Below are 22,776 nucleotides of genomic sequence, written 5' to 3'. Positions count from 1 at the left end.
GGGTTCCCTCGCTCCACCCCTGCTCCAGGGGCACGCTGCGAAGGGCCATCCCTGGCCCATCGCAGCTCTCGCGGCATCCATGCCGCTCAACCCCTTACACAGGGATTTCACTCGGCCTCCTGAGGGGACCCCGGGTCCTGGCCCGACTGGCATCTTTCGAGCTTTAGTTATGCGCTGGCTCGAAAAAAGAGAAATCAAAAGCAACTGCACCAGCTCCGGCCTAGCGGCAATGTTGGAGCGGGGAAAGCCCCCGTCAGAAGGCCGAGCGCAATCACCTCGCAAGGGGATGAGCCGCATGGATGCGGCGAAAGGCGTAAAAGGTCAGGGACGGCCCTTGTACGCCGGCCCCTGGAGTGGTGATGGAGCAAGGGGAGTCTCGCGCAGCGAGACCCGGATGCCGGGGTGCCCTTCTTTTTGGTTACTTTTTCTTGCTTGCCCAAGAAAAAGTGACGCGCCCGAGGGGGCGCAACCCAAACGTAAACTCACCGCGACAATAGGCCTGACGCTAAGCCTACTGCTAACCCCCCAGGCCCACGCCTTCGACCTCAACCAACTCAGCGCCCAGCTGGCCAAACCTGCGGTGGTGCGCGGCCCGCTGGTTCAGGAAAAGCACCTGCGCGCCCTGCCGCAGCCGCTGACCAGCCGTGGCCAGTTCGTCCTGAGCCGCGACCTCGGCCTGCTCTGGCAGCTGCAAAGCCCGCTCAAACAGGATTACCGCATCGACAGCCAGGGCATCGCCAAACGCACGCCGAGCGGCTGGCAACAGCAACCCGGCCAGGATGTCGCCGCCCAGCAGAGCCGGCTATTTCTTGCCGTACTCAAGGGCGACCACAGCGGTCTGGCGCGAGATTTTGAGCTGCAATTAAGCGGCACCGCCGAGGCCTGGCAACTGCGTCTGGTGCCGAACTCGGTGCTGCTTAAGCAGATTTTCAGCCGTATCCAGATTGATGGCGGCGCGCTGGTGCAACGCATCGAGCTGCATGAAACCCAGGGCGATTACAGCGTGCTGCGCTTGCCGGATAGCCAGGCCGGCGATGCCCTGACTGAGCAGGAGCAGCATGACTTTGCTCAGTGAACGCTGGCTGCCGCGCGGCTTTCTGCTGCTGCTCACGGCCCTGCTGATCCTCGCCGCCTGGCAATGGCGCAATGGCCCGCCCGTGGCGGCGGATATGCTCGCGCTGTTACCCGCCGGCAGCGGCGATGCCCTGGTGCAGCAAGCCGAACAGCGTATGCAGGAGCCGCTAAACCGCGACCTGCTGCTGTTGATCGGCCACCCGCAGCGCGAACAGGCGATTGCCCTGGCGCAGCAGGTGGGCGAGCAATGGCGCGACAGCGGCCGCTTCGCCCAGGTGCAGTGGAGCGTCGACAGTGACCTCGCGGTGCTGCGCGATTATCTGCGTAGCAACCGCCTGAGTCTGCTGTCGGCGGCAGATCGTCAACTGCTGCTGGAGCAACCGCAGCAGCTGATCGAACAACGCGCCGGCCAGCTGTTCGACACCTTCGGCGGCTTCAGCCTACTGCCCATCGAGCAGGACTGGCTGGGCCTGGGCGCACGCGCGCAACAGGCGCTGAACCCCGGCAGCCGCATCCAGGCCGACCTGAGCAGCGGCGCGCTGCTGCTGGAAGAATCCGCTATGACCTGGGCCCTGCTGCGCGCCAGCGCCCAGGGCAGCGCCTTCGATATGCAGGAGCCGCCGCTGATTGCCACCCAGGTCGCCGCGACCCGCGCGCAAGTCGAAACCGCCGGCGGCCAACTGCTGGCAGCGGGCGGCGTGTTGTATGCCGCCGCCGGGCAGGCCAAAGCGACCCGCGAAATCAGCCTGATTGGTGGCGGCGCCACCCTCGGCACCCTGCTGCTGTTGCTGCTGGCCTTCCGCCGGGTGCGGGTGCTGGTCAGTCTGTTGCCCATCGGCATGGCCTTGCTCGCCGGCTGCACCGCCTGCGTGCTGGTGTTCGGCCAGATCAACGCGCTGACCCTGGTACTGGGGGCCAGCCTGGTCGGGGTCGCCGCCGACTACCCGCAACACTATTTGAGCAAAAGCTGGAGCAACGCCAAAGGCCGCGAAAGCTGGAGCAGCTGGGGCGCATTACGCGCCACCCTGCCGGGCCTGAGTCTGAGCCTGGGCACCAACCTGATCGGCTACCTGGCGCTGGCCTTTACCCCGTTTCCGGCGCTGACCCAGGTCGCGCTGTTCTCCGCCGCCGGGCTGGTTGCCGCTTATCTCTGTTCGGTGTGCCTGCTGCCAGCCTGGCTGCGTGGCCTGCGCCTCAGCCCATCACCGCAGCTGCTGAGTTTTAGTCAACGCCTGCTGGCCGGCCGGGCACGCCTGCTCGGCAAGATAGGTAGCGCGCCGCTGCTGGCGATGCTCTTGCTGTTCTGCGCCGGCGGGCTGTGGCAGCTGCACACGCAAAATGATCTGCGCCAATGGCTGGGCCAGGAGCCGCAACTGTTGGCCGAGGCCCAGCGCATTGCCGAGCTGACCGGCCAACAGCCCACCAGCCAGTTCTTTCTGGTGCGCGCGGCGCATCCGCAGCAATTGCTGGAGCGCCAGGCGGCGTTGAGTCAGCGTCTGGATCAGGCAGTGCGCAACGGTCAGCTGCGTGACTACCGCGCCCTCAGCCAACTGGTCGCCCCCGACAGTCAGTTGCAGGCATTGCGCGCGGCACTTGGCAAACTGCCGCAGCACTGGCAGCCGCTGCTCGACCTGGGCGTCCCGCCGGCCGCACTGAATAACGAATTGCAGGCGCTGCAACAGAACAACCCGGCCAGCCTGGAACAAGCCCTGGCCAGCCCGCTGGGTGAGGCCTGGCGGCCGCTGTGGCTGGGCACCAATGCCGAGGGTGTGGCCGGTTTGGTCAGCCTGCAAGGGCTCAGCAACAGTGCCGAACTCAAACCGCTGGTCGAGGGCCTGCCGGGGGTGCAACTGGTGGACCGGATCAGCGAACTCAACGCACTGTTTAGTGCCACCCAACTTAGCGCCGCAGAATTAAAACTCATCTCCAGCGTGGCCATCCTCTTGCTGCTGTGCCTGCCGTTCGGCCTCGGTGGCGCGTTGCGGGTGGTCTGCCTGCCGCTGCTGGCAGCACTGGCGGCATTGGCCTGCCTCGGCTGGCTGGGCCAGCCGCTAACCCTGTTCAGCCTGTTTGGCCTGCTGCTGATCACCGCCATCGGCGTCGATTACGCCATCCTTATGCGCGAGAACATTGGCGGCCCAGCGGTCAGCCTGCTCGGCACTTTGCTCTCGGCGCTGACCAGCTGGCTGTCGTTCGGCCTGCTGCTGATCAGCGACACTCCGGCGATTGCCAACTTCGGCCTGGCGATCAGCCTGGGCCTGCTGTTCTGCTTCCTGCTCGCGCCCTGGGCCGGCAGCCAACAGCCTGCCACGGCAGGAGTTGCAGCATGACGGTACTCGGCTTCTGGCTACTGGCCCTGGCGCTTTACGCCCTGGTAGCCATCGTTGGCGGCAAGCGGCTGATCCCCATCGTCGGCCAATTGCTGGTCGCCAGCCTGGCGATCCCGGTCTTGCTGCTGTTCTGGGTCGAGCCGCACTGGCAGCTTACGGCCTCCGACCTGCTCGCCCCGGACTGGCTGAACCTGAGTTACGGTCTGTGCTTTGCCCTGCTGCTGGGCTACATCCTCAGCGATGTGATTGATCTGGAACTGGACAGCGCCAGCCTGAAAATCGCCCTGCCGAGTTTTCTCGTACCCATGCTCGCCGGCCTGGCCTGCTCACTGTGGTTGCTACCCGGTGAACGCAACTGGCTGAGCGCTGTGGGCATCGGCCTGCTGTTCTCGATCACCGCGATCCCGGTGCTGTACCTGTTCCTGCACAGCATCGGCTACCCGGCGGCCGCCACCAAACGCCTGCTGCATGCAGCGATTCTGATGGACGTCATGTGCTGGAGCCTGTTCGGGCTGGCACAGGGCAGCAGCCACCCAACGACCCTGCTCTGGCCACTGCTGGCCGCCGGCCTGCCCTTGCTGCTGCGTACGCTGAAGCTGCGCCATGGCCTGTGTTACAGCTTGCCGTTCTTTGCCCTGATGCTGCTGTTCCAGCAACTGAAGCTTGATGCCCTGGTCTTCGGCATTGCCTACATGCTGTGCCTGGCCTGGCTCAAGCAACCCTTCCTGCTGCCCCTGCCGGCACGCCACTGGAAACTGCTGCTCAACGGCCTGGCCGTGCCACTGATCCTCACCTACGGCGTGTTGCGCGTGGACTTCCACAGCATTGGCGCCAGCTACTCCTGGCTCTACCTCGGCGCGCTGCTGGTACTGCCGGTACTGAGCAAGATCCTCGGCAGCTGGCTGGGCCTGCACTGGGCTGACCCGGCGGCCTCCAGCCGGATCAAATGGCAGGAGAGCCTGTTCCTGAATATTCGCGGGCTGACCGAAATCGTCTTCCTCAACCTGCTGCTGCAATTGCAGCTGATCGACACCCTGGTGTATTTCAGCTTGCTGCTGATGAGTCTGTTTTCCACACTGTTGCCAGCCCTGCTTGGCACCCGCCCAGCCACCCACGCCCTGAACGAGGCCCGAAGCCGCCATGAAGTCTCTTGAAGTCGAACAACGCCAAGTCGTAGTCATTGGTGCCGGCCCGTCCGGGGCGATTGCCGGGGCGCTGCTCAAGCGCAATGGCCATGACGTATTGGTACTGGAGCGCCAGCGCTTCCCGCGTTTCTCGATTGGCGAGAGCCTGCTGTCGCACTGCCTGGACTTCGTCGAAGAAGCCGGCATGCTCGACGCGGTGCGCGCAGCGGGCTTCCAGACCAAGCATGGCGCGGCCTTTGGCTGGGGTGAGCGTTACACCGAGTTCGACTTCCGCGACACCTTCACTAAAGGTCAGGGTTCGACCTATCAGGTGCTGCGTGCCGACTTCGACAAGCTGCTGGCCGACCAGGCCGAACTGCAGGGCGTGGAAATCCGTTATGAAGAGGAAATCTTCGCCGTCGATTTCAGCGGCGACTGTCCGCGCCTCTCGGTACGCCGTTTGGCCGATGGTCACGAATACCAGGTCGAATGCGCCTTTGTCCTCGATGGCAGTGGCTACGGCCGTGTGCTGCCGCGCCTGCTCGACCTCGACACACCGTCGAACTTCCCGGTGCGCCAGGCGGTGTTCACCCACGTCGAAGACCGCAGCGCAGGCACTGGCTTCGACCGTGAGAAGATTCTCATCACCACTCACCCGACCCTGCGCGATGTGTGGTTCTGGACCATCCCGTTCAGCAACGGCCGCTGCTCGGTGGGCGTAGTCACCGATGCCACCCGTTATGAAGGGCGCCCGACCGACCTGGATGCCTGCCTCAAGCAATTTATCGAAGAGACCCCCAGCCTGCACAAGGTGCTGAAAAATGCCATATGGGACACCCCGGCACGCACCATCGGTGGTTACTCGGCCAACGTGAAAACCCTGCACGGGCCGGGCTTTGCCCTGCTCGGCAACGCGGCGGAGTTCCTCGACCCGGTGTTCAGCTCCGGGGTGACCATCGCCATGCGCTCGGCAAGCATGGCCGCCGGCCTGTTGCACCGCCAGCTCAGCGGCGAGACGGTGGACTGGGAGCAGGACTTTGCCATCCCACTCAAGCGCGGCGTGGATACCTTCCGCGTGTATGTCGAGGGCTGGTACGACGGCAGCTTCCAGGACGTGATCTATTTCGAGAAGGCCCAGCCGGAGATCCGCCGGATGATCAGCTCGATCCTCGCCGGCTACGCCTGGGATCAGAAAAACCCCTATGTCGCCGAACCGCGCCGCCGCCTGCGGGTGCTGGCCGAACTCTGCGCCACTAATTGATAAGGACCATCATGACCAACCCGGCCGCCACCTACGTCGAGGAAACCCGCTTCGGCTTCTGGTTCTTGCAGAGCCACGTCTGGCATCACCATGTGCTGCGCGTGGCGATCAATGACCTGCGCGGCCTGTTCGCCGGGCCGCTGCCGGACGCGCCGGTGCTGCTGGATGCCGGCTGCGGCCAGGGCAAGTCCTTCGGTTTGCTCAATGAAGCGTTTGCACCTGCGCGAATGATCGGTCTGGATGCCGACCCGCACAGCCTCGACTGCTCGCGCGCCGAGGCCGAGCGCCTGGGTCTGGAGGTGCAGCTGCTCACCAGCGACTGCGCCGCAATTGACCTGGCCGATGCCAGCGTTGACCTGCTGTTCTGCCACCAGACCTTCCACCACCTGGTCGAGCAGGAGCAGGCCCTGGCCGAGTTCTGGCGTGTGCTCAAGCCAGGCGGTTACCTGCTGTTTGCCGAGTCGACCCAGTACTACATCGACACCTGGGTGATCCGCTGGCTGTTCCGCCACCCGATGCATGTGCAGAAAAGCGCTGAGGGCTATCTGGCCATGCTGCGCGGCCAGGGCTTCGAGTTTGCCGCCGAGAATATCTCCTACCCCTATCTGTGGTGGAGCCGCTCGAAGGACTTCGGCTTGCTGGAACGCTGGGGCCTGATGAAGCCCAAGCCGATTGGCCAGCGCAACGAAACCCTGGTCAACGTGGTGGCGCGCAAGCCGCTGGAGCCAAGCACCTGATGCGCCGCGCCTGGCTTATCGGCTGCTGCCTGCTGCTCGCGGCCTGCGCCGTGCAGACGCCACTACCGGCCCAGTCACCCAGCCTGGCCGCGCCGCTGCCACTGGCCCTGCAGGTGCAGCGCCAGCAGGCTGCCAATCAGCACACCTGGTGGCTTGTGCTGCAGGACGAACCACAGGGGTTGCGCGCCTCGCTGTTCGACCCGCTCGGCGTGCCGCTGGCGCGGCAGATGCTGCGTGATGGCACATGGCACAGCGACGGCCTGTTACCACCCAACGCCGAGGCCCGCGAACTGTTCGCCGCCCTGCTGTTCGCCCTTACGCCCAGCGCGCAACTGCCCAGTCACTACCCTGCCGGCAACTGGCAACTGGACACCGATGGCACGCGCCGGCTTAACCCGCAGTGGCGAATCAGTTACCGTGCGCCGCTGGATTTCACCCTGGAGCGCTCGCCTGATCTGATCTATCAGGTCAGCGCCCTCCCTGACGATAAGGCACCCTGATGGCCGCATACCTCTCAGCCCTGGGCCTCAACTGTGCCCTCGGCCAAGGCAAACAGGCGGTCGCAGCCGCGCTGTTTGCTGGCGACACCAGCGGCATGCGCCGGCAAAACGGCTGGGTGAGCGAGCACACGCTGACCGTCGGCGCCGTACCTGGCGAGCTGCCAGAGTTGCCGGCCCTGCCGGGCCATCCGCCGAATCGCAACAATCAGTTGCTGCTGGCGGCTGCCCTGGAAATCGAGAGTGAACTGCGCGCGGCCATCAAGCGCTTCGGCGTCGAGCGCATCGGCGTAGTGCTCGGCACCAGCACCTCAGGCATCGAAGAAGCCAGCCAGGGCATCGGCCAGTACCTTAAACAGGGGGCGCTGCCGGCATCCTATGATTACGCCCAGCAGGAACTGGCCGAGCCGGCAAACTTCCTCAGTGACTGGCTGGGCCTCAGCGGGCTGTGCTTTAGCATTTCCACCGCCTGCACCTCGGGCGCCCGCGCGCTGCTCAGCGCCCAGCGCCTGCTTGACCTGGGCGTGTGCGATGCAGTGATCTGCGGCGGCGTGGACAGCCTGTGCCGCCTGACCCTGAATGGTTTCTCGGCCCTGGAAGCGGTCTCGGCCGAACGCTGCAACCCGTTTTCCGCCAATCGTAACGGCATCAATATCGGCGAGGGCGCGGCGCTGTTTCTTATGACCAAAGAGCGCCTGAGCAAGGAACCCACAGGCTCTGCCGTGCCCATCGCCCTGCTCGGCGGCGGCGCGACCTCCGATGCCCACCATATTTCCGCACCGCAGCCCGATGGCCTGGGGGCTCAGGCTGCCATGCGCAAGGCCTTGGCTGCAGCAGGCATCCAGGCGGAGCAGGTCGATTATCTGAACCTGCATGGCACTGCCACCACCCACAACGACGCCATGGAAAGCCAGGCGGTGCAGGCCGTCTTCCCCCATGGCGTGGCCTGTTCATCGAGCAAGCCCATGGTTGGTCATACCCTCGGCGCGGCCGGGGCGCTGGAAGCGGCCTTCTGCTGGTTGACCCTGAGTGAGTTCAATCCGCAGCAGTTGCTGCCGCCGCATATCTGGGACGGTCAGGCCGACCCGGCACTGCCGGCACTCAAGCTGGTGCAACCCGGCGCACCGCTGAGCGGCAACCGCCCACGCCGACTGATGAGCAACTCGTTCGCTTTTGGCGGCAACAATATCAGCCTGATTCTCAGTGAAGAGCCGGGTGAAGAGCACGGCGCAACGCCAGGAGAGCCACGATGAGCCAATGGCCAATCGCCGAACTGATTCCCCATGCCGGCGACATGATCCTGATCGATCAGGTGCTGCGCTTTGGTGACGAAGACATCGAAACCCAGCTCACCGTGCGCGACGGCAACCTGTTCAGCCAGGCAGACGGCAGTCTGCCCGCCTGGGTCGGCATCGAGCTGATGGCGCAGAGCGTGGCGGCCTACGCCGGCTGCCAGGCGCGCCTGCACGGCGAACCGGTGGAACTGGGCTTTTTGCTCGGCACGCGCAATTACCAATGCACCGTCGAGCGCTTTCCAGCCGGCGCCGTGCTGCATATCCACGCCAGCCGCTCGTTGCAGGATGACAACGGCATGGGCGTGTTCGAGTGCCACCTGCGCGGCCCCGATATCGAGGCCAGCGCACGCCTCAACGTATTCCGCCCACCGCAAGTGGCCAGTTATCTTCAGGAAGCATTTCAAGGGTCCCCGTCATGAACCAAACAACGGCCTTGCGCGAAACCATTCTGGTCACCGGCTCCAGCCGTGGCATCGGCCGGGCGATTGCCTTGCGCCTGGCCAAGGGCGGCTATGACATCGTGCTGCATTGCCGTTCGCGCCGCGATGAAGCCGAAGCAGTACAGGCGCAAATCGAGGCACTGGGCCAGCAGGCACGCATTCTGCAATTCGATGTATCCGACCGCGCTGCTTGTCGTGCGGCGCTGGAAGCCGATGTCGAGCAGCACGGCGCGTACTATGGGGTCGTGTGTAATGCAGGGTTGACCCGCGATGGCGCCTTCCCGGCACTGAGTGAAGAGGACTGGGACATCGTTATGCGCACCAACCTCGACGGCTTCTACAACGTCCTGCACCCACTGACCATGCCGATGATTCGCCGCCGCAAACCGGGCCGCATCGTCTGCATCACCTCGGTCTCCGGGCTGATCGGCAACCGCGGCCAGGTCAACTACAGCGCCTCCAAGGCCGGCATCATCGGCGCGGCCAAGGCCTTGGCGATCGAGCTGGGCAAGCGCAAGATCACGGTCAACTGTGTGGCGCCGGGGCTTATCGATACCGAAATCCTCGATGCCGACGTGCCCATCGAGGAAATCCTCAAGATGGTCCCGGCCGCTCGCATGGGCACCCCGGAAGAAGTGGCCGGCGCGGTGAATTTTCTGATGTCCGAGGAGGCGGCCTACATTACCCGCCAGGTCCTCGCGGTGAACGGTGGGTTGTGCTGATGAACGGTTGCAAACGGGTTGTAGTCACCGGCATGGCCGGGGTGACCTCGCTGGGCAGCGACTGGTCGACGATTGAAGCGAATTTCAAAGCCGGCAAAAGCGGCATTCGCTACATGCATGAGTGGGACAGGTTCAGCGAACTGAACACCCGCCTCGGCGGCCCGGTGGATGATTTCGTCACCCCCAAGCACTGGAACCGCAAACAGACACGCAGCATGGGCCGCGTGTCGAAACTGGCCGTCTACGCCGCCGAGCGTGCCCTGGAACACGCCGGCCTGCTAGGCGATGAGCGCATTCAGGATGGCCGTATGGGCGTGGCCTGCGGCTCGTCCACCGGCAGCACCGACGAGATCAAGGCGTTCGGCAATATGCTGCTCAACTCGGTTGCCGACGGCCTTAACGCCAACTCCTATATCCGCATGATGCCGCACACCACGGCGGCCAATATCAGCATCTTTTTCGGTCTCAAGGGCCGCCTGATTCCGACGTCCAGCGCCTGCACCAGTGGCAGCCAGGGTATCGGCTACGCCTATGAAGCGATCAAGTTCGGCCGCCTGCCGATGATGCTCGCCGGTGGCGCCGAGGAGCTGTGCCCGACTGAGGCCATGGTGTTCGACGCGCTGTACGCCACCAGCCTGAAAAACGATGCCCCACACACCTCGCCGCGCCCCTACGACAGCGGCCGCGATGGCCTGGTGATCGGGGAAGGCGCCGGCATTCTGGTGCTGGAAGAGCTGGAACATGCCCTGGCGCGGGGCGCGACCATCCACGCCGAGATCGTCGGCTTTGGCTGCAACGCCGATGGCCAGCACGCCACCAAACCGGTGCAGGCCACCATGCGTGGGGCGATGGAACTGGCGCTGCAGGATGCCGGCCTGGCGCCTTCCGCCATCGGCTATGTCAACGGCCATGGCACCGCCACCGACCAGGGCGACGTCGCCGAGACCCTGGCGACCCAGGAGCTGTTCGGCAGCCAGATGCCGATCAGCTCGCAGAAGAGCTACTTTGGCCACACCCTGGGCGCCTGTGGCGCGCTGGAGTCCTGGTTCAGCATCGAAATGATGAACGCAGACAGCTATGTGCCGACCCTTAACCTGGATACGGTCGACCCAGCCTGCGGCGCACTCGACTACCTGCGCGGTGAGTTCCGCCAGATGAGCCACCAGTACGTGATGAACAATAACTTCGCCTTTGGCGGGGTCAACACCTCGCTGATCTTTAAACGCTGGACCTAAACCACAGGACAAGGAGACCGCCATGTACCGCTTGAGCAAACTGCTACTGGTCAGCCTCGCTATCGTTTCTTTGCTGGCCTGCAGCCGGGTGCAACCGATCCGCGAAATTCATCAACCCGTGCCGCTCGCCAACTACAACGGCGACTTTCATCAAATCCTGCTGCAAGCACTGGCACACGGCAAATGGGTGGTCGAAGAAGACAGGCCGCAGCAGATCCTGGCGCGCATCGACTTCCGGGGTCACAGCGCCTCGATTACCCTTAATTACAGCGCCACCCGTTATGACATCCTGTACCGCGACAGCGAAAAGCTACGCTATGCAGACGGCAAGATTCACAAGCGCTACAACGCGCTGGTGAAACGCTTGCACGGCTTGACCCAGCACTATATGAAACTGTCTGTCACCCCTGAGCCAAGCAGCTCATAAGCATAAAAACCACGGAGGTCACCATGAAATTGCGCCACCTAATCGTTGCTGCTGCGTGCCTCGCGGCACTGCCAAGCCTCAGCCAGGCCCGCGATACCGCCCACTTCCTGCCCTTCGAGGCCGCCGTACAGGAAGCCCTGAATGCCGGGCGTCTCGACGGCAGCGTGAAGTTCTACCTGGCCGGCAACAAACCGGCCGGCTCGGTCAGCGTGATCAAATCCGGTGTGACTACCAGTCAAAAGACCAACGCCTTCAACAAAAGCGATGAAGCCGCCTGCAGCTGGGCCCTGCAATCGGCGCTGATCCGCTTCCAGAAGGCAGCCAAGGCGGCCGGCGCCAATGCCGTGGTCGACCTGGCCAGCAACTACAAGAACATCGAGTACAAGGACAGCCAGAAATACGAATGCCACGCCGGTGCGGTGATGGCAGGCGTGGCTCTCAAAGGGAACCTGGCCAATGTCAAATAAGCCCGCGCTGCTCGGTTTGCTGGCTGCATTGGCCCTACTCGGCAGCCTGCCCGCGCAGGCTGAAGTGGACGGCCAGCAGCTGTACCGTCAGCACTGCGCCAAATGCCACGCTGCAGACGGCCGCGCCAACACCCTGCGCGGCTGGCTGTACTTTGCACAGAACCTGAGCAAAGCCAAGTGGCAGGACAACAACAGCGACAGCGATATTCTCGACGCCATTCAGGAAGGCCCTGGCGCCATGCCCGGCTACGCCGACAAGCTCAGCGAAGCCGAACAGCTGGCACTGGTAAAGGCCGTACGTGATTTGCGTAAGCCCTGAGCAACTCGCAGATAAAACAAAGGCCGCTGATGCGGCCTTTGTTTTGTGCAGATTTTATTGATGGTACTGCGCGGACAACTCATGCACCGCCTCGAAGAAGGCCCGTGCATGCTCCGGGTTCACTTCTGGAGTAATGCCATGGCCGAGGTTGAACACCTGACCGCTACCATGACCATAGGCGGCGAGAATACGCCCCACTTCGGCGCGGATCGCCGCCGGGTTGGCGTACAGCACGCTCGGGTCCATATTGCCCTGCAGTGCCACCTTGCTGCCGACGCGGGCACGGGCGCTGCCAATGTCACAGGTCCAGTCCAGGCCCAGGGCTTCGGCACCGCTATCGGCCATGGACTCCAGCCACAGACCGCCGCCCTTGGTGAACAGGATCACCGGCACACGACGACCATCGTGTTCGCGGATCAGGCCGTCGATGATCTTCTGCATATAGGCCAGGGAGAATTCCTGATACGCCGCCGCAGACAGCGAGCCGCCCCAGGAGTCGAAAATCTGCACGGCCTGCGCACCGGCCTTGATCTGCCCGTTGAGATAGGCAGTCACCGACTGCGCCAGCTTGTCGAGCAGCGCATGCATGGCCTGCGGGTTGTCGTAAAGCATGGCCTTGGACTTGCGGAAGTCCTTCGACGAGCCGCCTTCGACCATGTAGGTGGCCAACGTCCAGGGGCTGCCGGTAAAGCCGATCAACGGCACGCGGCCGTTCAACTCACGGCGAATGGTGCGTACGGCGTCCATCACGTACCCCAGATCCTGCTCGGGATCGGGGATCGGCAGCGCCTCGATATCGGCCATCGAACTGATGACCTTCTTGAAGCGTGGGCCTTCGCCGGTTTCAAAATACAGGCCCTGACCCATGGCATCGGGAATGGTCAGGATGTCTGAGAACAGAATCGCCGCGTCCAGCTGCGGGTAACGATCCAGCGGCTGAATGGTGACCTCACAGGCCAGCTCAGGGTTCTTCATCAGGCTGACGAAATCACCGGCCTTGGCGCGGGTGGCGCGGTACTCCGGCAGGTAACGACCGGCCTGACGCATCATCCACACGGGGGTGACGTCGACAGGTTGCTTGAGCAGAGCACGGAGGAAGCGGTCGTTCTTCAGGGTGGACATGGCAGGGTTCCTGGAAATCAGCAGGGAAACTTCACGGCGGAAAGTATGCGGACCCCGCCATGCGGCGTCCCCCTCCTCCGGGCGGGCTCCCGGATCGCAGGCGCACCGCGCACCGTGGCGCAGAAAAAGTGCGGGCATTTTCGCAGACCCAAAAACAAAAGGCACGGCGAGTGCCGTGCCTTTTGTCTATAGGGTCAATTTGTCGCGGCCGTAGGTTGGGTTGATGAGCGCAACGACGAAGCCCAACACGCAGGGACTCATAGCCGCCGCTGGGCTTCGCTGCGCTCAACCCAACCTACACGCCGAGATAATCCAAAATGCCTTCGGCGGCATTGCGACCTTCGAAGATCGCCGTCACCACTAGGTCAGAACCGCGCACCATATCGCCACCGGCGAAGATCTTCGGGTTGCTGGTCTGGTGCTTGAACTGGCTCTGCTCCGGCGCTACGACACGGCCCTGGCTGTCGGTGTCGATCTTGAAATCGCTGAACCAGGCAGCCGGGCTTGGGCGGAAACCGAAGGCGATCAGCACGGCTTCCGCCGGGATGATTTCCTCGGAGCCGGGAATCGGTTCGGGGCTGCGACGGCCACGGGCATCCGGCTCGCCGAGACGGGTCTCGACCACTTTCACGCCTTCAACCTTGTCTTCACCGACGATAGCGATAGGCTGACGGTTAAAGAGGAATTTCACCCCTTCTTCCTTGGCGTTCTTCACTTCCTTGCGCGAGCCCGGCATGTTTTCTTCGTCGCGGCGATAGGCGCAGGTGACCGACTTGGCGCCCTGGCGAATCGAGGTGCGGTTGCAATCCATCGCGGTGTCGCCGCCGCCGAGAACAACGATGCGCTTGCCCTTCATATCGATAAAGTCTTCCGCGTTCTTCTCGAAACCGAGGTTGCGGTTGACGTTGGCAATCAGGAAATCCAGCGCATCAGTCACGCCCGGCAGGTCTTCACCGGGGAAGCCGCCCTTCATATAGGTGTAGGTGCCCATGCCCATGAAGACGGCATCGTACTCATCCAGCAGCTGCTGCATGGTGATATCTGTGCCGATCTCGGTACTTAGGCGGAACTCGACGCCCATGCCGGTGAAGACTTCGCGGCGATTGCTCAGCACGCTCTTCTCCAGCTTGAACTCGGGGATACCGAAAGTCAGCAGGCCGCCGATTTCCGGGTTCTTGTCGAATACCACCGGGGTCACACCGTTGCGCACCAGGACGTCGGCGCAGCCCAGGCCAGCCGGACCGGCACCGATGACCGCAACGCGCTTGCCGGTTGGCACCACGCGCGACATGTCCGGACGCCAGCCCATGGCGAAGGCCGTGTCGGTGATGTACTTCTCCACCGAGCCGATGGTCACCGCGCCGAAGCCGTCGTTCAGGGTGCAGGCACCCTCGCACAGACGGTCCTGCGGACACACGCGGCCGCAAACTTCCGGCAGGGTGTTGGTCTGGTGCGACAGTTCAGCGGCGGCGAGGATATTGCCCTCGGACACCAGCTTGAGCCAGTTGGGAATGAAGTTGTGCACCGGGCACTTCCATTCGCAATACGGGTTGCCGCAGCCCAGGCAACGGTGTGCCTGGTCTGCCGCTTGCGCAGGCTTGAAGTTGTCGTAAATCTCGACGAACTCTTTCTTACGCTGACGCAACAGTTTCTTCTTCGGGTCTTTGCGCCCGACTTCGATGAACTGGAAGTCGTTATTCAGACGTTCAGTCATTGCAATACCTCATCAAACCACTTCAGGCGCATTCTTATTGCGGGTTGGCACGGGTGCTGGAGAGCAACGACTTCAGGCTTGCCGCCTTCGGTTTGACCAGCCAGAACTTGCGCAGGTAGTCGTCCAGGTTTTCCAGCAGGGTCGCGCCCCACTCACTCGATGTTTCCTGGACGTACTCGGCGAGTACGCGCTCCAGGTGGCTACGGTAAGCCTCCATCGACTCATTGTTGATCCGCTGAATTTCCACCAGCTCGTGGTTAACGCGGTCGTAGAAGCTGTTATCCAGATCCAGCACGTAGGCGAAACCGCCGGTCATGCCCGAGCCGAAGTTGTAGCCGGTTTTGCCCAGGACGCAGACAAAGCCGCCTGTCATGTATTCGCAGCAATGGTCGCCCGTGCCTTCCACCACAGTGTGCGCACCGGAGTTACGCACGGCGAAACGCTCGCCCGCAGTACCCGCGGCGAACAGCTTGCCGCCGGTGGCGCCGTACAGGCAGGTGTTGCCGATGATGGCGCTGTCCTGGGTCTTGAACGGGCTGCCTTTCGGCGGGGTGATCACCAGCTTGCCGCCGGTCATGCCCTTGCCGACGTAGTCGTTGGCATCGCCTTCCAGGTACAGGTTCAGGCCACCGGCGTTCCACACACCGAAGCTCTGGCCCGCAGTGCCCTTGAAGCGGAAGGTGATCGGCGCATTGGCCATGCCCTGGTTACCGTGTTTGCGGGCGATTTCGCCGGAAACACGGGCACCGATGGAGCGGTCGCAGTTGCAGACGTCCAGATCGAATTCGCCACCGCTGGCCGCCTCAATCGCCGGCTTGGCCAGCTCGACCATCTTCTCGGCCAGCAGGCCTTCGTCGAACGGCGGGTTCTTCTCGACCAGGCAGAACTGCGGCTTGTCCGCCGGAATATGGTCGCTGCCCAGCAGTGGGGTCAGGTCCAGATAGCCCTGCTTGGCGGTCTCGCCCGGCAGCACTTCGAGCAGGTCGGTACGCCCGATCAGCTCTTCCAGGCTGCGCACGCCCAGCTTGGCCAGCCACTCGCGGGTTTCTTCGGCGACGTAGGTAAAGAAGTTCATCACCATTTCGACGGTGCCGATGAAGTGATCCTTGCGCAGCTTGTCGTTCTGCGTGGCCACGCCGGTGGCGCAGTTGTTCAGGTGACAGATGCGCAGGTATTTGCAGCCCAGGGCGATCATCGGCGCAGTACCGAAGCCGAAGCTTTCGGCGCCGAGGATGGCGGCCTTGATCACATCGAGGCCGGTTTTCAGGCCACCGTCGGTCTGCACCCGCACCTTGCCACGCAGGTCGTTACCGCGCAGGGTCTGGTGGGTTTCGGCCAGGCCGAGTTCCCACGGCGCACCGGCGTACTTGATCGAGGTCAGCGGCGATGCGCCGGTACCACCGTCGTAACCGGAGATGGTGATCAGGTCGGCGTAGGCCTTGGCCACACCGGCGGCGATGGTGCCAACACCGGCTTCCGCCACCAGCTTGACCGACACCAGTGCCGCCGGGTTGACCTGCTTGAGGTCATAGATCAGCTGCGCCAGGTCTTCGATGGAATAGATGTCGTGGTGCGGCGGCGGCGAAATCAGGGTCACGCCGGGCACGGCGTAACGCAGACGCGCAATCAGGCCGTTGACCTTGCCGCCAGGCAGCTGGCCACCTTCGCCGGGCTTGGCGCCTTGGGCGACCTTGATCTGCAGCACTTCGGCGTTGACCAGGTATTCCGGAGTCACACCAAAGCGACCGGTAGCCACCTGCTTGATCTTCGAGCTGCGAACAGTGCCGTAGCGGGCAGGATCTTCGCCGCCCTCACCGGAGTTGGAGCGTGCGCCCAGGCGGTTCATCGCTTCGGCAATCGCTTCATGCGCCTCAGGCGACAGCGCGCCGAGGGAAATACCAGCGGAGTCGAAGCGCTTGAGAATCTCGCTCATCGGCTCAACCTGATCCAACGCCAGCGGCTGATCAGCCAGCTTGAGCTTGAGCAGGTCGCGCAGCATCGACACCGGGCGGGTATCAACCAGCGTGGTGTATTCCTTGAACTTCTCGTAGCTGCCCTGCTGTACAGCGGCCTGCAGGGTGTTGACCACATCCGGGTTGTAGGCGTGGTACTCGCCGCCGTAGACGAACTTGAGCAAACCGCCCTGCTGAATCGCTTTGCGGTTGTTCCAGGCCTCGCCCGCCAGCAGTTTCTGCTCGGCTTCGATATCGACGAAACGCGCACCCTTGATGCGGCTGGCCACGCCACGGAAGCACAGCTCGGTGACTTCATCGGACAAGCCAACAGCTTCGAACAGCTGCGCACCACGATAAGAAGCCACGGTGGAGATACCCATCTTCGACAGGATCTTCAGCAGGCCTTTGGAAATGCCTTTGCGGTAGTGCTTGAACACTTCATACAGATCGCCCAGCACTTCGCCGGTACGAATCAGGTCGCCCAGCACTTCATACGCGAGGAACGGATACACCGCTGAGGCGCCGAAGCCCAACAGCACCGCGTAGTGATGCGGATCACGAGCAGTCGCGGTTTCGACCAGGATGTTGCAGTCGCAGCGCAGGCCTTTTTCGGTCAGGCGATGGTGAATCGCACCGGTCACCAGCGAAGCGTGGGCCGGCAACTTGCCAGGAGCAATGTGGCGGTCGGACAGAACCAGCAGTACCTTACCGGCACGCACCGCTTCTTCGGCCTGATCAGCCATATTGCGTACAGCCGCTTCCAGGCCAATCGACTCGTCGTAGTTCATGTCGATCAGGTGACGCTCGAAGCCCGGGCGATCCAGGTTCATTAGCGCACGCCATTTGGCCGGCGAGATCACCGGGCTGCTGAGAATCACCCGTGCAGCGTGCTCAGGCGACTCTTCGAAGATGTTGCGCTCGGCACCGAGGCAGATCTCCAGCGACATGACGATGGCTTCACGCAGCGGGTCGATCGGCGGGTTGGTAACCTGGGCGAACTGCTGACGGAAGTAGTCATACGGCGAGCGCACGCGCTGGCTAAGCACAGCCATCGGCGTGTCGTCGCCCATGGAGCCGACCGCTTCCTGGCCCTGTTCGCCCAACGGACGCAGCACCTGATCACGCTCCTCGAAGGTGACCTGGTACATCTTCATGTACTGCTTGAGCTGGTCGACGTCGTAGAACGCCGAACCGTGGTCACGGTCTTCCAGGGTGGCCTGAATGCGCTGGGCACTCTTGCGCATCCACTGCTTGTAGGGATGACGCGACTTCAGGCGGTTATCGATGTCGTCGCTGCCGAGGATCTGCCCGGTTTCGGTGTCCACTGCGAGAATCTGCCCTGGGCCTACGCGGCCCTTGGCCACGACGTCTTCGGGTGCGTAATTCCACACGCCGATTTCCGAGGCCAGGGTGATGTAACCATTCTTGGTGGTGACCCAGCGCGCCGGACGCAGACCGTTACGGTCGAGCAGGCACACGGCATGGCGGCCATCGGTGAGCACCACACCGGCCGGACCATCCCAAGGCTCCATATGCATGGAGTTGTATTCGTAGAACGCACGCAGGTCGGCGTCCATGGTTTCGACGTTCTGCCAGGCTGGCGGAATGATCATGCGCACGCCACGGAACAGGTCGATGCCGCCGGTGACCATCAGCTCAAGCATGTTGTCCATGCTCGAGGAGTCGGAACCCACGCGGTTAACCAGCGGGCCAAGCTCTTCCAAATCGAAGATCTGGTCGTTGGCGAACTTCAGGCGACGAGCCTGCGCCCAATTGCGGTTACCGGTGATGGTGTTGATTTCACCGTTGTGCGCGAGGAAGCGGAACGGCTGAGCCAGCGGCCACTTCGGCAGAGTGTTGGTGGAGAAGCGCTGGTGGAATACGCAAATGGCGGTCTGCAGGCGCTCGTCACCCAGATCCGGGTAGAACTGCTGCAGGTCGGCCGGCATCATCAGGCCTTTGTAGATGATGGTCTTGTGCGAAAAGCTGCAGATGTAGTGATCGCTGTCAGCGGCGTTAGCCACCGAGGAACGACGACGTGCGCTGAACAGCTTGATCGCGAATTCCTGATCGGACAGGCCTTCACCACCGATAAACACCTGCTCGATCTGCGGCAGGCGCTCAAGCGCCAGACGGCCGAGTACGCTGGTGTCGATTGGCACTTTGCGCCAGCCGACCAGGTTCAGGCCGGCCGCGAGAATCTCGCGATTCATGTTTTCGCGGGCCGCTTCGGCTTTCACCGGATCCTGGTTGAGGAACACCATGCCGACGGCGTACTGCTTGGGCAGTTCGACGGCAAAGTGCTGCTGGGCCATGGCACGCAGGAAAGCATCAGGCTTCTGAATCAGCAAACCGCAACCGTCGCCGGTCTTACCGTCGGCGTTGATCCCGCCACGGTGGGTCATGCATGTCAGGGCTTCAATCGCAGTCTGCAGCAGGTGATGGCTAGCCTCACCCTGCATATGGGCGATAAGGCCGAAGCCGCAGTTATCCTTGAACTCATCAGGACGGTACAAACCTGCTTTCATAGGGACTCTCACCAGACGGCCTATCACAAGGCAATTACTTTCTAATTCAACCACTTACCATACGCGCAGGACTAAGCCCCAGCTTTGCGCAGGCGAAAGGGTGGTCATTGTACATACCCACCTAGGCCGTCACAAATCTTAGTGACGAAGCCTTGAAAACATATGTCGCGAAAACGAAGGATAAGACCGGAAGGTCGTGGTAGCGACCGACCGGTCAGCACAAGCGCCGAAGTGTATCAGCTAGCGCGCCTGGGCAATCTCTTGCTGAATGCCGGCAAAGTTGCGCGGCCATGGTTTACCTGCCTGAACCTTGGCAGGCAGAGTGCGCAAGGCCGCCTGAGCCGCTTCACGGGTTGCAAAGCTACCATAGGTCACCACGTAGAGCGGCTTGCCCTGATGCTGCTTCTTGAAATAGTGGTAATCCGCACCATGGGCTTTTACAAAAGCCTGCGCACCACTTTCCAGACGAGCACCGAGTATCTGCAGGGTAAAACGCGAACCCGCCTGAGCCGAATACCAGTCGCCACCAACAGATGAAGTCGCCGGCTTGGCAGGAGGGGTCGACACCTGCGGTTTTGCAACCGGCGCAGTGGCAACCACAGGCGCAGCAGGCTTCACCACTGGAGCAACCGGAGGCGCAACCTTGACAGGCTCAGTGACAGCAGGCGCAACCGGCGTAGCTGGCAAACCCGGAATCGCTGCAGGGCGCACTGGCGCTGCCTCAGCAACCAACTCAGGAGTAGATGGCACCCCTGCAACATCAGCCTCTTCCGCACCACTCAACCCAGCAGCCTGAGCCAGAGGCTCACGAATGACCGGCTGCGCTTCACCCACCAAAGGCAGCGGCAACGGCTGGTTGGCACCCTCGAACTGAATAGCAGGTGCAACCGCAGGCGCAGCAGGTGTTGCCCCGCCCGCCACCACAGCAGGCGGCGCAGCGTCGCCACCCAGCGGCAACTGTGCAATCACTGGCGCCTCAACATCTTCAGCTACACGCCCCTGCATAAACCACGCAGCGAGAACACCCACAGCGACGACGCACAGCGCCAATAGATGCTTGCGCGGCAGACTAAAGGCAAACCCTCCACGACCCGCTGCACCGCGCCGCGCCAACATTGAATCCACCAGCGTTTCGCGAGCAACCTGGTTGATCGCACCCGGCCAGCCGGCGGACTGCTCATGAATGTCGGCGACCTGATCATCACTGAAGACTTCAATACCCTGTCCAGCCCCTTCCAGACGCTGCGCCATGTACTCACGGGTCTCGTCTTCGCTATAGGGCTGCAACTCAATGACATGGAAACATTCATCGCCTGCCGCAACCTGCTCAAGGCGCGGCAACAGCTGCGACTCGGCAAACAGGAAAACGTGAGGACGCCCCTCGGCATTGCCACCTGCCAGAGTCAGCAGGCTGGTCAACGCGGCGTCACTGAGATCCTCGGCATCATCAACCAGCACATAGACTTCCTGCCCAGTCAGCGCCAACTGCCCGACCTGGGCCAAAATCGCCGGCAACTCCGGACGCTGCACCTGCAAGCCCTGAGCAACCTGACGCAGAATGCTCGCAGGATCAGAAGCGCCTTTCGCAGAAACCACAACACTCTGCACGGCCTGCTTGTTAGTGCTCGCAACCAATGCCTGACGCAGCAGCGTCTTACCACTGCCGTCCGGACCACTGACCACCAACAACAACTGACTGTATCGCGCCAGGTGATGCAGCTGCCCCAATACCGGCTTGCGCTGCGCCGGAAAGAATTTGAACCCTGGCACCCGGGATGCGAAGGGGTCATGGGTGAACTGGTAGTGATCGAGAAACGCCTCGTCAGCATGCAAACTTGTCATGGGCCACTCGTTAGTTTTTAAGCTGAGCCAGCTGCGCCGCATAATCTGCGCTCAGCGTGGCATTCAAAATTTCCCGGGGAAAATCACCGGTTACCACCGCCTCGCCCAAGCCGCGCAACAACACCAGACGCAACTTGCCATCAAGGACTTTCTTGTCGACCGCCATATGCTCCATAAAATCCTCGGCCGTCATATCTTGCGGCGGCACCACAGGCAAACCCGCCGCGACAAATAAACGCACCGCACGCTCACGCGCTGCAGCCGTAATCCAGCCCAAGCGCTCAGACATATCCAACGCCATGACCGTGCCAGCAGCAACCGCCTCACCATGCAGCCAGACACCGTACCCCTGATGCGTTTCTATGGCATGACCGAAGGTATGCCCGAGGTTCAAGGTGGCGCGCACCCCGGACTCACGCTCATCGGCCGCCACCACACGTGCTTTGGCCGCACAGGAGCGAGCAATTGCAGCGGTCAACGCCTGCGGATCAAGCGCCCGCAGCGCAGGCATATGTTCCTCGAGCCATGACAGAAAAGGCTCGTCACATATCAGGCCGTACTTGATTACTTCGGCAAGACCAGCAGACAACTCACGAGCCGGCAACGTAACCAACGTGCCCGTATCAATCAACACAGCTTGCGGCTGGTGAAACGCCCCGACCATGTTCTTACCCAGCGGGTGGTTGATACCGGTTTTGCCGCCAACGGATGAATCTACCTGCGACAGCAGCGTTGTTGGCACTTGGATAAAATTTACGCCTCGCTGATAACAGGCAGCAGCAAAACCCGCCATATCACCAATTACACCGCCGCCCAAGGCAATCACCGTTGTGCGCCGATCATGCCGCGCACCCAGCAAGCCATCAAAAATCAGCTGCAGGGTTTCCCAAGTTTTGTAGCTTTCACCATCAGGAAGAATCACCGAGGTAACGGTATAGCCCGCGAGCAACCGCTCAAGCGCAGCCAGATAAAGAGGAGCGACTGTCTCATTGGTCACGATTGCGACTTGCCGCCCCACTATATGGGCAGCCAGCAAATCCACACGCGCTAACAGCTCGGCACCGATATAGATCGGGTAGCTGCGTTCACCAAGATCGACATGAAGAGTCTGCATAAAGCCCCCAGGTTACAAAGGGGCCTAGGATAGCGCAGTTCAGCCTGCGCTTTAACGGGGAGAAAGCGCCTCAAGACGCTCTAGGATCTCTTGCACCACCAGACGAGGCGGACGCTCGTCGGTTTCCACCACGATATCGGCAATCTCACGATAAAGCGGGTCACGAATCGCAAGCAGGTCTGCCAAAACCTTGCCCGGATCTGCCGCCCGCAACAACGGCCGATTGCGATCTCTAGAAGTACGGTCCACCTGCTGCTCAACAGAAGCATGCAAATAAACCACATGACCACCGCGCTTAAGGGCGTCACGGTTTTCAGCGCGCATAACCGCACCACCACCTGTCGCCAACACCATATCGCCCGCATCACAAAGATCTGCGATCACCGCCTGCTCACGCTCGCGAAAACCCTGCTCACCTTCAACATCGAAGATCCAGGGGATGTCCGCGCCGGTGCGCTGCTCAATCTCTTTATCTGAGTCTTTGAACGGCAACCGCAACTCTTTAGCTAGCAAACGCCCGATGGTGCTTTTACCAGCCCCCATCGGGCCTACAAGGATCAAATTTCGCACTGA

19 protein-coding genes are annotated in these 22,776 nt (G+C 62.3%); 13 read left to right on the top strand and 6 right to left on the bottom strand.

The window, feature by feature from the left end; translation table 11 throughout:
* Positions 1 to 493: 493 nt before the first annotated feature.
* The 13 genes from ACOCLD_RS05075 to ACOCLD_RS05015 are packed head-to-tail and all read left to right on the top strand — an operon-like array spanning position 494 to position 11,928.
* Positions 494 to 1,075 (top strand): outer membrane lipoprotein carrier protein LolA, encoded by a 582-nt coding sequence (locus ACOCLD_RS05075; RefSeq protein ID WP_422911760.1) that lies wholly within the window; start codon positions 494 to 496, stop codon positions 1,073 to 1,075.
* Complete coding sequence (locus ACOCLD_RS05070) at positions 1,059 to 3,404, top strand: MMPL family transporter (protein ID WP_422911089.1); 2,346 nt, start codon at positions 1,059 to 1,061, stop codon at positions 3,402 to 3,404. The genes ACOCLD_RS05075 and ACOCLD_RS05070 overlap by 17 nt, the downstream gene beginning before the upstream one ends.
* Positions 3,401 to 4,558, top strand: coding sequence for a sodium:proton antiporter (locus ACOCLD_RS05065; protein WP_422911088.1), 1,158 nt, complete (start codon positions 3,401 to 3,403; stop codon positions 4,556 to 4,558). Before ACOCLD_RS05070 ends, ACOCLD_RS05065 begins: the two co-directional genes overlap by 4 nt.
* A complete protein-coding gene (locus ACOCLD_RS05060) occupies positions 4,545 to 5,789 on the top strand; it encodes an NAD(P)/FAD-dependent oxidoreductase (protein ID WP_422911087.1) in 1,245 nt (414 codons plus the stop codon). The genes ACOCLD_RS05065 and ACOCLD_RS05060 overlap by 14 nt, the downstream gene beginning before the upstream one ends.
* 11 nt (positions 5,790 to 5,800) lie before the next feature.
* Complete coding sequence (locus ACOCLD_RS05055; protein WP_422911086.1) at positions 5,801 to 6,526, top strand: class I SAM-dependent methyltransferase; 726 nt, start codon at positions 5,801 to 5,803, stop codon at positions 6,524 to 6,526.
* Positions 6,526 to 7,026 carry a DUF3261 domain-containing protein gene (locus ACOCLD_RS05050; RefSeq protein ID WP_422911085.1) on the top strand — a complete coding sequence of 167 codons (501 nt, stop codon included), beginning with the start codon at positions 6,526 to 6,528 and terminating at the stop codon, positions 7,024 to 7,026. Before ACOCLD_RS05055 ends, ACOCLD_RS05050 begins: the two co-directional genes overlap by 1 nt.
* Positions 7,026 to 8,276: a beta-ketoacyl-[acyl-carrier-protein] synthase family protein gene (locus ACOCLD_RS05045; protein ID WP_422911084.1), complete on the top strand. Its 1,251-nt coding sequence runs from the start codon at positions 7,026 to 7,028 to the stop codon at positions 8,274 to 8,276. The genes ACOCLD_RS05050 and ACOCLD_RS05045 overlap by 1 nt, the downstream gene beginning before the upstream one ends.
* Complete coding sequence (locus ACOCLD_RS05040; RefSeq protein WP_422911083.1) at positions 8,273 to 8,737, top strand: hotdog family protein; 465 nt, start codon at positions 8,273 to 8,275, stop codon at positions 8,735 to 8,737. Before ACOCLD_RS05045 ends, ACOCLD_RS05040 begins: the two co-directional genes overlap by 4 nt.
* A gap of 14 nt (positions 8,738 to 8,751) precedes the next feature.
* Complete coding sequence (fabG, locus tag ACOCLD_RS05035) at positions 8,752 to 9,480, top strand: 3-oxoacyl-ACP reductase FabG (RefSeq protein ID WP_422911759.1); 729 nt, start codon at positions 8,752 to 8,754, stop codon at positions 9,478 to 9,480.
* Positions 9,480 to 10,715, top strand: coding sequence for a beta-ketoacyl-ACP synthase (locus ACOCLD_RS05030; protein ID WP_422911082.1), 1,236 nt, complete (start codon positions 9,480 to 9,482; stop codon positions 10,713 to 10,715). Before fabG ends, ACOCLD_RS05030 begins: the two co-directional genes overlap by 1 nt.
* A gap of 22 nt (positions 10,716 to 10,737) precedes the next feature.
* On the top strand, positions 10,738 to 11,142 hold the full coding sequence (locus ACOCLD_RS05025; protein ID WP_392541017.1) for a hypothetical protein: 405 nt from the start codon (positions 10,738 to 10,740) through the stop codon (positions 11,140 to 11,142).
* A gap of 23 nt (positions 11,143 to 11,165) precedes the next feature.
* Positions 11,166 to 11,609 carry an excinuclease gene (locus tag ACOCLD_RS05020; RefSeq protein ID WP_422911081.1) on the top strand — a complete coding sequence of 148 codons (444 nt, stop codon included), beginning with the start codon at positions 11,166 to 11,168 and terminating at the stop codon, positions 11,607 to 11,609.
* Positions 11,599 to 11,928: a c-type cytochrome gene (locus ACOCLD_RS05015; protein ID WP_422911080.1), complete on the top strand. Its 330-nt coding sequence runs from the start codon at positions 11,599 to 11,601 to the stop codon at positions 11,926 to 11,928. The genes ACOCLD_RS05020 and ACOCLD_RS05015 overlap by 11 nt, the downstream gene beginning before the upstream one ends.
* Positions 11,929 to 11,982: 54 nt before the next feature.
* On the opposite strand, the gene hemE is transcribed toward ACOCLD_RS05015, so the two are convergent.
* From hemE to aroK, 6 genes are all read right to left on the bottom strand, one after another.
* Entirely contained in the window at positions 11,983 to 13,050 is a 1,068-nt protein-coding gene (gene hemE / locus ACOCLD_RS05010) for a uroporphyrinogen decarboxylase (protein WP_422911079.1), read from the bottom strand.
* A 295-nt stretch (positions 13,051 to 13,345) separates the two neighbouring features.
* On the bottom strand, positions 13,346 to 14,764 hold the full coding sequence (locus tag ACOCLD_RS05005) for an FAD-dependent oxidoreductase (protein ID WP_422911078.1): 1,419 nt from the start codon (positions 14,762 to 14,764) through the stop codon (positions 13,346 to 13,348).
* A 34-nt stretch (positions 14,765 to 14,798) separates the two neighbouring features.
* The gene (gene gltB / locus ACOCLD_RS05000; protein ID WP_422911077.1) at positions 14,799 to 19,247 is read right to left on the bottom strand and encodes a glutamate synthase large subunit; all 4,449 of its coding nucleotides are present in this window, start codon (positions 19,245 to 19,247) and stop codon (positions 14,799 to 14,801) included.
* A 240-nt stretch (positions 19,248 to 19,487) separates the two neighbouring features.
* Positions 19,488 to 21,089, bottom strand: coding sequence for an AAA family ATPase (locus ACOCLD_RS04995; protein WP_422911076.1), 1,602 nt, complete (start codon positions 21,087 to 21,089; stop codon positions 19,488 to 19,490).
* Between the two features lie 10 nt (positions 21,090 to 21,099).
* Positions 21,100 to 22,203 carry a 3-dehydroquinate synthase gene (gene aroB / locus ACOCLD_RS04990; protein ID WP_422911075.1) on the bottom strand — a complete coding sequence of 368 codons (1,104 nt, stop codon included), beginning with the start codon at positions 22,201 to 22,203 and terminating at the stop codon, positions 21,100 to 21,102.
* Positions 22,204 to 22,254: 51 nt separating this feature from the next.
* Complete coding sequence (gene aroK / locus ACOCLD_RS04985) at positions 22,255 to 22,773, bottom strand: shikimate kinase AroK (protein WP_422911074.1); 519 nt, start codon at positions 22,771 to 22,773, stop codon at positions 22,255 to 22,257.
* Positions 22,774 to 22,776: the final 3 nt, after the last annotated feature.

This window comes from Pseudomonas cimarronensis (assembly GCF_049331905.1).
Lineage (GTDB): Bacteria > Pseudomonadota > Gammaproteobacteria > Pseudomonadales > Pseudomonadaceae > Aquipseudomonas.
The sequence above is the reverse complement of the archived record's forward strand: the minus strand, read 5'-3'. Positions and strand labels throughout refer to the sequence as shown.

What these genes read in the sequence shown, in the direction of transcription:
- ACOCLD_RS05065 (WP_422911088.1), top strand. Translation starts at nt 3,401, where the DNA reads ATGACGGTACTCGGCTTCTGGCTACTGGCCCTGGCGCTTTACGCCCTG.
- ACOCLD_RS05025 (WP_392541017.1), top strand. Translation starts at nt 10,738, where the DNA reads ATGTACCGCTTGAGCAAACTGCTACTGGTCAGCCTCGCTATCGTTTCT.
- aroB (WP_422911075.1), bottom strand. Translation starts at nt 22,203, where the DNA reads ATGCAGACTCTTCATGTCGATCTTGGTGAACGCAGCTACCCGATCTAT.
- ACOCLD_RS04995 (WP_422911076.1), bottom strand. Translation starts at nt 21,089, where the DNA reads ATGACAAGTTTGCATGCTGACGAGGCGTTTCTCGATCACTACCAGTTC.
- ACOCLD_RS05050 (WP_422911085.1), top strand. Translation starts at nt 6,526, where the DNA reads ATGCGCCGCGCCTGGCTTATCGGCTGCTGCCTGCTGCTCGCGGCCTGC.
- ACOCLD_RS05005 (WP_422911078.1), bottom strand. Translation starts at nt 14,764, where the DNA reads ATGACTGAACGTCTGAATAACGACTTCCAGTTCATCGAAGTCGGGCGC.
- ACOCLD_RS05015 (WP_422911080.1), top strand. Translation starts at nt 11,599, where the DNA reads ATGTCAAATAAGCCCGCGCTGCTCGGTTTGCTGGCTGCATTGGCCCTA.
- ACOCLD_RS05020 (WP_422911081.1), top strand. Translation starts at nt 11,166, where the DNA reads ATGAAATTGCGCCACCTAATCGTTGCTGCTGCGTGCCTCGCGGCACTG.
- hemE (WP_422911079.1), bottom strand. Translation starts at nt 13,050, where the DNA reads ATGTCCACCCTGAAGAACGACCGCTTCCTCCGTGCTCTGCTCAAGCAA.
- ACOCLD_RS05060 (WP_422911087.1), top strand. Translation starts at nt 4,545, where the DNA reads ATGAAGTCTCTTGAAGTCGAACAACGCCAAGTCGTAGTCATTGGTGCC.
- ACOCLD_RS05055 (WP_422911086.1), top strand. Translation starts at nt 5,801, where the DNA reads ATGACCAACCCGGCCGCCACCTACGTCGAGGAAACCCGCTTCGGCTTC.
- gltB (WP_422911077.1), bottom strand. Translation starts at nt 19,247, where the DNA reads ATGAAAGCAGGTTTGTACCGTCCTGATGAGTTCAAGGATAACTGCGGC.
- ACOCLD_RS05045 (WP_422911084.1), top strand. Translation starts at nt 7,026, where the DNA reads ATGGCCGCATACCTCTCAGCCCTGGGCCTCAACTGTGCCCTCGGCCAA.
- ACOCLD_RS05040 (WP_422911083.1), top strand. Translation starts at nt 8,273, where the DNA reads ATGAGCCAATGGCCAATCGCCGAACTGATTCCCCATGCCGGCGACATG.
- ACOCLD_RS05070 (WP_422911089.1), top strand. Translation starts at nt 1,059, where the DNA reads ATGACTTTGCTCAGTGAACGCTGGCTGCCGCGCGGCTTTCTGCTGCTG.
- ACOCLD_RS05030 (WP_422911082.1), top strand. Translation starts at nt 9,480, where the DNA reads ATGAACGGTTGCAAACGGGTTGTAGTCACCGGCATGGCCGGGGTGACC.